Genomic DNA, 11,646 nt, shown 5'->3' on the forward strand with positions numbered 1-11,646 from the left:
GGATTTTCTTTTAAATTTGACAAATTTTGATCGTTTTTTGACGTTAAATTTTAATTAGCTTCCTCTTTACAAGGAAACTTCGCTATAATTTTCCAAATTTTAAAGGCTAAAAATGCAAACTCTAAACGCGCTATACCAAAGCCCGCCAAAAAACGTCAAATTTATAAATAGAAAATTTGAGATCTCCGCACCCAAAACGCTGATAAAAGGCGGTGTAGGAAGTGGCAAAACCTCGCTGATCGCGGGCTTTTTGTCGGCATTTGAGAGCAAAGAGTTTTTGTACGTAAATTTAGGCGACCTTCGCATAGATGCGGATGAGATTTTGTCAAATTTGCCCGAGTTTTTACGCCAAAATCCGCAGATAAAAATTCTAGCGATCGATGATTTCGAGCAGAGATTTCAGGATAAATTTGAGCCGATTTTAGAGCTAAATTTGCAAAATTTTGTCGTCGCCTCTGGGTTTAAAGACGCAAATTTAAACGGCTTTAGCGAGCTAAATTTGGATTTTTTAGACTACGAGGAATTTATCGCATTTTTTTCGAAAAAGATCGATCCCCATACGCTTTTTAGCCACTTTTTGCTTCACGGCAGGAGTCCCGCTTCGGCCTTTTACGACGCCGAAAACGTCGCGGCAAATCTACAAACCGCGCTAAAATCCTCACTCTCCGCCACGCAACTAGCCGTGCTAAAAGAGTGCGCGAAAGCTCAGGCGCAAAACGTGAGCGTTTTTGAGATTTTTAGCACGCTAAAATCCGTCCGAAAAATCTCAAAAGATAGCGTTTACGGCGCGCTTAGCGAGCTGGAAAACATGAGCGCGGTTAGCCTAGTGGAAAAATTTAACGAGCCAAACGCCGCAAAAAGGCTTTATTTTAGCGACTTTGCGTTTAAAAGCGCGCTAAGCCTAAAAAAGGACTTCGCTAAAAATTTTAATAACACGGTTTTTTGCGAGCTGGCCAAATTTAACGAGCAGATTTTTTATACCAAAGAGCTTGATTTTTTCCTGCCAAAAAGGAAACTTGCTATCATTTGCTCGCCGTTTAGCGATGCGGATTTGGTCTTTTTAAAATTTAAAAAACTGCACGCAAATTTAAAAAATTTAGGTATAAATAGGCTACAAGCAATCAGCGTGGCGAACTCCGGCGAGACGAGCATAGAGGGCATAAAATGCGAGGTCGCGTCGTTTTCGCGCTGGGCGCTGGGCATATAAGGAGCGGTTATGAGAGCGGTTGCGGCGCTATTTTTAGCCTGCGTTTTGGCGCTAGGCTACGAGATCAGACACGAAAACGAGGGCAAAATTTATAAATTTGCAGGCGAGGCGGACGGGAGTAAATTTGAGCTCTACATCAGCGAGCTTGAGGCCGAGTTTGAAAATTTTAGCGATAAGGGCGTCGTTTTGCCGCCTAAATTTCAAGGGCACGCCTTTTTCGAGGGCGCCAGATACGACTTCAGTAAAGGCGGCATCGAGAGATCGGGCGCCGCTATAACGGCCGTAAGCGCGGTCACCGAGTGGCTAAATCTAAGCGTAAAAGCGGACAACGGCGAACTGACGGGCAAGCTAGCGATCAGAGGCAAGGCGCGAAAAGCTGTGATAAAACAGGTCGCGAGCTATGATTTTGCCGCACTCGGGCTGCAAGAGACCAGGCAAGACGGGGCGCGATTTGAAGCCGTCGCGAGCGACTTTTACGCACCTAAATTTGCGCAAAATAACAAAAAATCTCTCGCCGCAAAACTTGAAAATTTTAAAACGCTATGGCTCAAAGACCCCTCAAAAAACGCCGCAAACGCGCTAAATAACCTCGAGTATCAAAACGGCAAAATAAGAAGCGTCTGCGAACTCGGCGCGAGCGGAAAAATCTGCAAAACCGTCTGGCTAAAAAACCTAAAAAAGATAAATTTGAGCGACGTTTTTAAGGATTTAGACGACGCAAATTTGACCGCGATTTTCGCAAAAGAAAAGATAGCTCCGAGCGAAAATTTTACGCTCTCGCCAAGCGGGATTACGTTTTTTGACGGTACGACCGGCGGCAAAAACAGCGAAATTTCGCTACCGCTTGAGCCCATCAAAGAACATTTAAAGCAAAATTTCGGGTTGTTTTAGCCGAAATTTTCCGTCAGAACAAGGAAATTTTAAAAATGGAAGGCAAAATCTGATACGAAACAAGCTAAAATTTGACAAAACAAAGACGCAAGCGAAAAATAAATTTTCAAATACCGTAGAGATAAAAAATCAAAAATCAAATCAAACCAAGGCAAAATCTGACGGCTTAAATTTTGCAAATTTTACGCTCGGCAGGATGGAACCTTCAAGCACAAAAATCTCATTACGCCGATAAATTTTGTACTTGAAAAAGTAAAATTTAATAAGAAAGCACACCGATGAAAAACAAATCTGACGCCCAAATCTGCGGCATCGACGAGGCGGGACGCGGCGCGCTGGCTGGGCCTTTGACGGTAGCCGCATGCGTGCTAAAGCGCGAGATAGCGGGGCTAAACGACTCAAAAAAGCTGACGGCGAAGCGGCGCGAGGAGCTGTTTAAAGAGATCGCGGGAAACTCGGAATTTCTCATCGCGTATTTTTCAAACGAGCAGATCGACGAGCTGGGGCTTAGCGAGTGTCTTAGGCGCGCGCTGCGGCTGTTTAAGTCGCATTTTGCGGACTGCGAGTTGCTCTACGACGGCAACGCAAACTACGGCACGGGCGTAAAAACCATGGTCGGAGCCGACGGCAAAGTGGCACAAGTAAGCGCGGCCAGCATCCTAGCCAAAGTAAGCCGCGACGCGCTGATGACGGCGTGGGACGGCGTGCATGCGGGCTACGGATACGCCGCGCACAAAGGCTACGGTACGAAGGCGCACATGGACGCGGTAGCAAAACTGGGCGACTCGCCGCTGCAAAGACGTAGCTTTCGCGTGAAAAGCTTTGAGCGCGGACTGTTTGACGAATGATTTTTGGATATAAAATGAGTTTTTAAGTTTTAGGCGATAAGCGGTTTATCGCGGTCGCGCATCTAACTTCAAGAAATCGCAATTTACAATCATCTATCGTGCGTTCTATTTAAACTTTTTAATCAAATTTGAGCAAATCAGCTGCTCGCAAGTAGTTTTTCTAGCTTGCGATTTTTAAAGAATTTTACGACATCAAACGCGATTTTGGCAGCCAAAAGCGCCAAAAAAACATGTCTAAAAGCATAAAATTTGCCTAGATATTTATGTTTTTTCATGAGTTTTAGCGCGAGCGATTTTATCGCTTCTATCGGCTTTTTGATTGCTTCGCCGATCATTTTGTCCTTTATCTCATGGACGACGAGAGCGGTGACGGTTTTTAGGTATTTTTTCGCTTTGGGCGCGGGCAAATTTTGCGTCTTTGTTTCGCCGTAAACGTCGCCGATCCAAGCTTCAAAATTTTGTCTAGCGTTTTTGTTTTTTAGGAGTTTTTCGCCGGCTTTGCTTATCTCGTAAATCCCGCGCGAAGTCTTTAAAACGATCCTTTTTTCTTGCGGCAAAGCTTGAATTTTAGGGCTATTTGCTATGACGCTTAAAAGCGCGTCCGCTTTGCTTTGACTCGCACCCGTTTTGTGCGATAAAAACTCGGCTATCTCCTTACGGCTCGCCTTTTTTCTCTCGTTTAAAAACTGCGCCAATAAAAATAATCCTTGATAATCCATCGCAAAAACTCTCATTATTATATTAAAATGAGAATTATACTTAAAATATATCAAAATAAAATAAAAGCCAAAATCATTTTGATTTTACTGCGTCGCAAGGTAAATTAAATTTGCCGAGTTAAAACAAAGGGTTTGTGTCGTAAATTTGAAATTTATCCGTGCGTGGGCTCTAAAATTTGCGGTAAATTTAATGAAAGACGGCAAAAACTTAAGCGCTTCGAGCCGTTTAAATTTGCCCTTTTTCGAAAATCAGGCAAATTTAAAGCTCCCAAATTTAACTAACGAAAAACTCCTGCGCAGGCTCTTTACTCTCAAAAGGCTTCACGCAAATTTCGCGCTCGCCGATCCTAGCTCGCACCGCCGTATCTTTATCGGCTCTGGTGTAGGCAAGCGCCAGCCGCACGGCAAACTCGAGGTCGGCCTCGTTAAATTTAGCGTCCACGAAGCTCACCGCGCCCACGATATCGCCGTCAAATTTGATCTGCGTAAATTTCGGATTATTTAGGGCTAGCAGCTTGGCGTTATCGTTTTCGTCGCGCCCGATGACCATTTTAGTACCGTTTGTTAGGCGCAGATGCCGCCCGAGGCGTAGCAGCTGCATATCCGCGCTCGTCATGTTAGGGTCAAATTTGATGAAATCTTTGATTTTATTCGCAAAGCTCTCGATCGTGAGCAAGCACCCGCCGCCTGGCGTCTCAAATTCGCTAAAGCCGAATTCCTTGGCAAGCGCGAGCTGTCTTTTGCGGTCGCGTCCGCCGATGGCGAGCAGTTTGCTGCGATCGACCCAGCCTTCGCGCTCGGGCTTTGTCGGCTTCATCAGCCGCGCAGACATCGGTCGCAGGATGAGATCATCCTCGTCGCCCGCAGCATTTTTGACACGCGCCATTGCGTCGCGCCTCTGACTCATCGTGCGCTGGCCGACCACCTCGCCCGTCGCGATGAAGCTAGCGCCCTCCGAGCGCATCATCGCAAGCGCCGTTTTAAACATATATCCGTGGCAGTCGATGCAGGGGTTAAAGTGCTTGCCGTAGCCGTATTTAGGCGTAAAAAGCACGTCGCGTAGGTATTCGTTTCTGATATCTACGATCTTAAACTCGGCTCCGGCTTCATTCGCGCGGCGGCGTAAAATTTCCATCTTTTCCTCGTCGCCGCTAAAGCCGATGTCGATATGGATCGCCGTAACTTCGATGCCTTGGCTGGTTAGAAGCTTGATGGCGATCATGCTGTCAAGCCCGCCGCTAAATAAAACTAACGCTTTCATTTTTTAAGTTCCTCGATAATTTTTTTTATTTTTGATAGTATTTGTTTCTTTTCCTCTAAAGGAATTTGTTTTGCCGAATATTCTTTGTGCAAATTCTCGTAAAATCTCACTTTCAAAATAACTATATTTTTTAAAATTTCGTCCTCGTCGGTAAAGGCGTCGTAATTTTCAAACATCAGCTCGCGTACGGCGGGATCGTCTGCATCGACCCCCTGCGCGACGGCTTCGAAAATATCTCTGTGGCGGACGAAATATTCAGGCTTTAAATTTTCCAAAACAATTCTTTTAAAATTTGGATTTTCGATCATCGTTTTTAAAAACCGAATTTCAAGTATATCCTTACGCCCACGCTGATTTTTACCGAAATTTTGCATTTCGTAGGCTTGCATGCGCTCCTGAGCGGCTTGCGTATTTGCGCCTCTAGTTAGCCGAAACGACCCCTCGGCTATCTTTAAAATTTTAGCCACGAGCGGCGCGTAGGAGTTTGCGACGACGGGTTTTAGACTCGCGGTAAAGGCCTGGATCGCTTCTAGCGCCTTTTGCTTTTGCACGGGGCGCGAGAGGTCAAAGCCGCTAGCTAGATGCCTGATGTAAAATTCTCCTATCTCCGTGCCGCTTTCAAAAATTTGACGAAGATACTCTATCTTACCCGCGACGACCATATCGGCGGGATCTGCGCCGCCCTCAATAATGACGACGCTGCCGTCGATTTCGTTTTGCGCGAGCAGCAGGGCGGACTTCGTCGCGGCGTTTATGCCCGCGTCGTCGCCGTCAAAGCACAAGATGACGCTAATCTCGCCGCGTTTTAAAAGCGGCAGGTGCTTGGTCGTGAGCGCGGTTCCAAGCACGGCTACGACGTTATTAAAGCCCGCCTTGTGCAGCATGATGACGTCCATGTAGCCTTCGGTGATGATGATCTGATTTTTGGTGAAAATTTCGCGCTTTGCCAGGTGGTACCCGTAAAAAAGCGTGGACTTGTCAAAGACCGCGGACTGGGGCGAATTTACGTATTTAGCGGGGTTGCCGCTGATCGTACGTCCGCCAAAACCCACGAGCCGTCCCGCGTGCGTGTAGATGGGAAAGGTGATGCGATTTATGAAGCTAGCGTAGATGCCGTTTTCGTTTTGCTTTACGATACCGACTTCTAGGGCTTCTTTGGGTTCGATTTGCTCGTTTTGCAGTAGCCTTATCGTTTGCGCGCTTTCAGGCGCGAAACCTAGTTCAAATTTATCGATCAGCTCGTCTGTGATACCGCGCGAGTAGAGATACTCCACGGCTGCTGGCGTTTTATAAAGCAGCGAGCGGTAAAAGGCGTTTGCGTTTTCTAGGATGTGCTTGTTTTCCTTCGCCGGTTCGCCGCCGCGCACGTAGTTTAGCGTGAAATTTTGCAGTCCGGCGATCTTTTCGACGGCTTCGGGGTAGCTTAGCTTTTCGTAGTCCATCACGAATTTGATCGCGTCGCCGCCGGCTTTGCACGAAAAGCAGTGAAATATCCCGCGCGACGGGCTCACGCTCATGCTCGGGTTTTTATCGTCGTGAAACGGGCAGACGCACACAAAGTTCGCTCCGCTTTTTTTCAGCGGCAGATAGTGTCCGACGATATCGACGATATCGGTTTGCGCTTTTAGTCTTTCTATTGATTTTGGATCGATCATAAGCGAGATTATACAATCGTTTTGCTATAATCGGCGTTAAATTTGACTTTAGAAAGCGGCATTTTGGATATATTTTTTATCGAATTTAGAGACCCGATTTTCGGCCTCGTGGTGCTAGTCGCCGCGGTGCTCGTGATCGCCGTTTTTAGCTACGCGTGGGGCGTTTTTAAGAGCAAGGACGAAAAGGCGGAGATCGCGGGATTTTTGAAAAAATTCGGCAAATCTCAAGGCCTGAGCGACGAAAACAAGCAGCTTTTGATAAACTCGGGCGCAGATACGGCTACGATGTGCTTTTTGGCGGGGACGTTTTCAAAAAGCGGGTATTTTGAAAAGGCTATCAACGTCTATGCCGTGGCTTTAGAGCGGGCTAAAAACCGCGCGGCAAAGGAGCAAATTTTTACCGATCTGGGTCAGACTTATTTTAAGGCGGGCTTTCTAGAGCGCGCAAAAAGCGTCTTTTTAGAGGCGCTAAAAATTTCTCCGCGAAATCAAATCGCGCTAAAATCGCTAACGATAATTTTCGAAAAACTAAAAGACTACGAGGGCGCGCTGCAGGCCTTGGACGCGCTGCAAGAGCTCGGTAGCGACGTAAGAGCGCAGACGGCGTATATAAAGGCGCTGCAAATTTTAGCCGATAAAAGCAAAGACGAAGCAGGCAAAATCAGCGAAATTTTAGCGCTAAAAGATGAATTTGCGCTCGTGCGGCGTATGGCGATGGAGAGGCTAAATTTAAATGGTTCGGGACTTAAGGATTTTAGCGATTTTCCGCCGCTAGGGGACGTTTTGGATTTGGTTTATTATCAAAACTCGCCCGTAAATTTAACCGATCCCGAGTACAAGAGCCTGTTTTTCATCAAAGGCATGAGCGACGAGGACGGCGCGGCGCTTGGCTTTGAGCTAGAGGTTTTAAAGAAACTAAAAGCGGCAAACTACGACAAGGCCGCGCTTAGCTTTAACTACGTTTGCAAGAGCTGCAAAAACGCCTTTCCGATGCATTTTTACCGCTGTCCGATGTGTAGCGAACTAGGCAGCGTGCAAATTTTGCCTCACATCACGGAAAAATCTGATGAAAACAGTATGCCTTTTTAGCGACGGTTCGTGCCTGGATAACCCGGGACCCGGCGGCTGGGCGTACATCCTAGAGTACGGCGAGCACAAAAAAACGGCAAGCGGCGGCGAGGCGCACACGACGAATAATCAAATGGAACTACGCGCTGCGATCGAGGGGCTAAAAGCGCTAAAGCAGCCCTGCCGCGTGAAGCTCTACACCGATAGCTCATACGTCGCAAACGCCGTAAATGCGTGGCTGGACGGCTGGGTGAAGAAAAACTTTAAAAACGTAAAAAACGTCCCGCTGTGGCAGGAGTATCTAAGCGCAAGCGGACCGCACGAGGTCGAGGCGATCTGGGTCAAAGGTCACGCCGGACACCCGCAAAACGAGCTTTGCGACGAGATGGCGCGCGAGCAAGCCGTAAAGATAAAAAATAGCTTAAAAGGCGAATAATGCGAAATTTGGAAGAGAAATTAGGATATAAATTTAAAGACGAAAAGCTGCTAAAAACCGCGCTCACGCACAAAAGCGTAAAAGGCGGCGCAAACAACGAAAGGCTCGAGTTTTTGGGCGATGCGGTGATGGATCTGGTGATCGGGGATTATCTTTTTCACAAATTTTCGCGCCTAAGCGAAGGCGATCTAAGCAAACTACGCGCTGCGCTCGTAAATGAAAAAAGCTTTGCCGAGCTGGCCAAATATCTAAATTTAGGCCAACTCATCAACATCTCGCCGGCCGAGGAGCACAACGGCGGACGTCTAAAAGCCTCGATCCTATCGGACGCCTTTGAGGCGCTGATGGGTGCGATCTACCTAGAAAGCGGCTTTGACGCCGTGCGTGCGGCTAGCTTAAAAGCCTTTGAGAGATGCTACCCGGATATAAATTTCGACCGCATGGTCAAGGACTACAAAACCGCGCTGCAAGAGCTCACCCAGGCGCGCTTTGCGGAGATACCAAAATACGTGCTGGTCGGCTCAAAAGGCCCCGATCACAAGAAGGAATTTGAGATCGCGCTAATGCTAAACGAGCGCGAGATCTCGCGAGCCGCGGGCAAGAGCAAAAAAGAAGCCGAGCAAAAAGCGGCCAAAACCGCACTTGAGATTTTAGGGGATGGCAAGTGAATACCTTCGGACGCAAACTAACGCTAACGACGTTCGGCGAGAGTCACGCAGCGGCGATCGGCGGCGTGTTAGACGGGTTTCCAGCAGGCGTGCGCATTGATCTAAATTTTATCCAAAGCGAGCTTGACAAACGAAAACCCGGCGGCTCGAAATTTGCCACGGCAAGGAGCGAAGGCGACCGCGTGGAGATTTTAAGCGGCGTGTTTGAAGGCGTCAGCACGGGCACTCCGATCGGCTTTATCATCCGAAACGAAAATCAAAAATCGGGCGATTATGAAAATTTGCGCGAGCTCTTTCGACCAGGGCACGCAGACTACGCCTACTACCGAAAATACGGCATCCGCGACCACCGAGGCGGCGGACGCAGCTCGGCTAGAGAGACAGCCGTACGCGTGGCGGGCGGCGCGATAGCTCAAATTCTGCTGGACGAATTTGGCATCAGCGTGCAAAGCGGCGTAGCTAGCGTGGGCGAAATTTCGTGCGGCGAGCGGTTAGACTTTGATCTCGCGGCGCGCTCGGAGATATTTTCGCTAGGCAATGAAGAAGCGATGAAAGAAGAAATCCTAAAAGCTAAGCAGGAGCATGACAGCGTCGGAGCTAGCGTCGTCACGGTTATCCGCGGCGCGCCGGCCGGGCTTGGCGAGGGGCTATACTATAAATTTGACGCGGCAATCGCGGCTGCGATGATGGGCATAAACGGCGTCAAGGCTGTAGAGATCGGCGAGGGCGTGAATGCAAGCAAGATGCGCGGCAGCCAAAATAACGACTCGATGAGGGCGGCGTATGCGGGCGTAAATTTGAGTAGCTCTGACGACTCTACTCTTGACGGCGCGGGCAAGCCGGTAAATTTAAACGGCGGCAAATTTGACGAATGCAAAAACGAGGCGGACGGCGCGGCTTGTCGCGGCTCAAATTCGGACGAAAAATTCGGCTTTGCCTCAAATCACGCGGGCGGAACGCTAGGCGGTATGACTAGCGGGCAGGAGATCGTGATAAAGACGCATTTTAAGCCGACCCCGTCGATATTTTTATCTCAACCGACGCAAAACGTGCGCGGAGAGGATACCCTCTGCGAACTGCGCGGGCGGCACGATCCGTGTATCGGAGTACGCGGCAGCGTCGTAGCCACCGCGATGGCAAGGCTCGTAACGGCCGATATGCCACTTTTAAATTTGAGCGCAAATCTTGCGAATTTAAAGAAAATTTACGGCTAACTCCAAGATAAACCGCACTCCAAACGAAGCGGAGTAAAACGGATGCTGCGCGCGACAAAGATGTTTGCCAAATTTATATTTATAATACAAACGGCAAAAAACGGCGTAACGGACACATTTGATATAAAAATATCTCACACGGCGGCTTAGAAAATTTGCTCGCAGGCGCCATAAAATATCTAAAATTTATGTAATAAATCATAGAAAAACAGAGCGTGGCAAGGAGCCAGGAGCGCGTAAATTTAGACTCTTTAACCCTAACGGCAAGAAAAATATATCCAAAAAACTAGCCATACAGCGCGCTCCAAACGGACTACGAAGCGCTAAAATCTAAGCCTTGGCACGATATCCGGACGAGTCAGTCTATAGCGTTTACGAGGAGTTTTGTAGCTTTCTTAAAATATCTCGCGCAAGATAGGTTAAATTTGCTTCATTTTTACGTTTAAATTTAAAGGCTTTTGAATCAAAATAAATAATTGATTTTGTCGCCGCTCCAATCAAAAACCGCCGTCAAAATAGCCGTTTTTGAGCAGGTCGGCATTTTGTGCAAATTTGCTTTTTTGTTCATACGATTTACAAATTTATCCCAAGACCATTAAGTAACAAAAAAACAAAATTCGCTAAAATATCCGCAAAAATCACGCAAGGAGAGCAAATGAAATACGATTTTGACGCGCCAGTGGAGCGAGGCGGGACGTATTCGTCAAAGTGGAAAACAAGCGGCGACGAGCTGCCGATGTGGGTAGCGGATATGGATTTTAAGGTCGCGCCAGAAATTTTAGAAGCGCTGCAAAAGCGCCTAGACAACGGAGTTTTTGGCTATTCATACGTGCCGCGGGAGTGGAGCGAAGCCGTTTGCTCGTGGTGGAGCAGGCGTCACGACGTCAAATTTGACCCGAGCTGGCTGATTTTTTGCACGGGCGTAATCCCGATCATTAGCTCTGCGGTGCGCAAATTTACGAGCGTAGGCGATAAAATCGTGATCCAAAGTCCCGTTTATCACGTCTTTTATCGCAGCATCGAAAACAACGGCAGGATCGCGCTTACAAACGAGCTAGCATACGACGGACGCGGCTACGATATCAACTTTGCCGACCTCGAAGAAAAACTCGCCGACCCGCTAACGACGATGTTTATCCTTTGCAACCCGCACAATCCAGTCGGTAAAATTTGGAGCAAGGAAAAGCTAGCCAAAATCGGCGAACTATGCGCTAAACACGGCGTTTTGGTGATCTCTGACGAGATCCACTGCGACATCACAAGCCCCGGCAAAAGCTACGTACCGTTTATCCGCGCGAGCGAGACTTGCAAAAACATCTCGATCACCTGCATTTCGCCGACTAAAGCCTTTAACATCGCCGGCTTGCAAAGCTCCGCCGCCGTAGTGCCAAACCCAAAACTGCGCGCCAAAATGGCAAAAGCCATCAACGACGACGAGGTCGGCGAGGGCAACGCGTTTTCTTGTATCGCGGCGATCGCGGCGTTTGAGCAAGGCGAAGCGTGGCTCGAGCAGATGCGCGAATACGTAGAGCAAAACCGCAAAATCGTGAGCGAGTTTTTACAAAACGAACTGCCGCAGATTAGGCTCGTGGAGCAGGACGCCACGTATCTGCTATGGCTTGACTGCCGCGAAATTTGCGACGACGCGAGCGATTTTCATAAATTTTTACGCCAAAAAG

11 protein-coding genes are annotated in these 11,646 nt (G+C 48.1%); 8 read left to right on the forward strand and 3 right to left on the reverse strand.

Features of this window, described 5'->3' with window-relative positions; translation table 11 throughout:
* Positions 1–112: 112 nt before the first annotated feature.
* The 3 genes from ACTTJF_RS07160 to ACTTJF_RS07170 all read left to right on the forward strand — a co-directional run bounded on the left by ACTTJF_RS07160 (position 113) and on the right by ACTTJF_RS07170 (position 2,946).
* Positions 113–1,207, forward strand: a complete 1,095-nt coding sequence (locus ACTTJF_RS07160; RefSeq protein WP_442551353.1) for an ATP-binding protein — start codon at positions 113–115, stop codon at positions 1,205–1,207.
* A gap of 9 nt (positions 1,208–1,216) precedes the next feature.
* Positions 1,217–2,098, forward strand: coding sequence for a hypothetical protein (locus tag ACTTJF_RS07165; protein ID WP_442551354.1), 882 nt, complete (start codon positions 1,217–1,219; stop codon positions 2,096–2,098).
* A gap of 278 nt (positions 2,099–2,376) precedes the next feature.
* Positions 2,377–2,946 carry a ribonuclease HII gene (locus ACTTJF_RS07170; RefSeq protein ID WP_442551355.1) on the forward strand — a complete coding sequence of 190 codons (570 nt, stop codon included), beginning with the start codon at positions 2,377–2,379 and terminating at the stop codon, positions 2,944–2,946.
* Between the two features lie 137 nt (positions 2,947–3,083).
* Here the strand turns inward: ACTTJF_RS07170 and ACTTJF_RS07175 are convergent, their stop codons facing one another.
* From ACTTJF_RS07175 to dnaG, 3 genes are all read right to left on the reverse strand, one after another.
* Entirely contained in the window at positions 3,084–3,641 is a 558-nt protein-coding gene (locus tag ACTTJF_RS07175) for a restriction endonuclease (protein ID WP_442551356.1), read from the reverse strand.
* A 298-nt stretch (positions 3,642–3,939) separates the two neighbouring features.
* Positions 3,940–4,926, reverse strand: a complete 987-nt coding sequence (locus tag ACTTJF_RS07180) for an argininosuccinate synthase domain-containing protein (protein ID WP_442551357.1) — start codon at positions 4,924–4,926, stop codon at positions 3,940–3,942.
* Entirely contained in the window at positions 4,923–6,581 is a 1,659-nt protein-coding gene (gene dnaG / locus ACTTJF_RS07185) for a DNA primase (RefSeq protein ID WP_442551358.1), read from the reverse strand. The genes ACTTJF_RS07180 and dnaG overlap by 4 nt, the downstream gene beginning before the upstream one ends.
* A gap of 63 nt (positions 6,582–6,644) precedes the next feature.
* Here dnaG and ACTTJF_RS07190 point away from each other — a divergent pair, with 63 nt between their 5' ends.
* From ACTTJF_RS07190 to ACTTJF_RS07210, 5 genes are all read left to right on the forward strand, one after another.
* Positions 6,645–7,670 carry a hypothetical protein gene (locus ACTTJF_RS07190; RefSeq protein WP_442551359.1) on the forward strand — a complete coding sequence of 342 codons (1,026 nt, stop codon included), beginning with the start codon at positions 6,645–6,647 and terminating at the stop codon, positions 7,668–7,670.
* Positions 7,648–8,085: a ribonuclease HI gene (gene rnhA / locus ACTTJF_RS07195; protein ID WP_442551360.1), complete on the forward strand. Its 438-nt coding sequence runs from the start codon at positions 7,648–7,650 to the stop codon at positions 8,083–8,085. Before ACTTJF_RS07190 ends, rnhA begins: the two co-directional genes overlap by 23 nt.
* Positions 8,085–8,753 carry a ribonuclease III gene (rnc, locus tag ACTTJF_RS07200; RefSeq protein WP_442551361.1) on the forward strand — a complete coding sequence of 223 codons (669 nt, stop codon included), beginning with the start codon at positions 8,085–8,087 and terminating at the stop codon, positions 8,751–8,753. Before rnhA ends, rnc begins: the two co-directional genes overlap by 1 nt.
* Positions 8,750–9,967, forward strand: a complete 1,218-nt coding sequence (aroC, locus tag ACTTJF_RS07205; protein WP_442551362.1) for a chorismate synthase — start codon at positions 8,750–8,752, stop codon at positions 9,965–9,967. The genes rnc and aroC overlap by 4 nt, the downstream gene beginning before the upstream one ends.
* Positions 9,968–10,622: 655 nt before the next feature.
* A partial coding sequence (locus tag ACTTJF_RS07210) for a MalY/PatB family protein (RefSeq protein WP_442551363.1) occupies positions 10,623–11,646 on the forward strand: 1,024 nt, incomplete at its 3' end.

This window comes from Campylobacter sp., from assembly GCF_052170435.1.
In the GTDB taxonomy this organism is placed as follows: domain Bacteria; phylum Campylobacterota; class Campylobacteria; order Campylobacterales; family Campylobacteraceae; genus Campylobacter_A.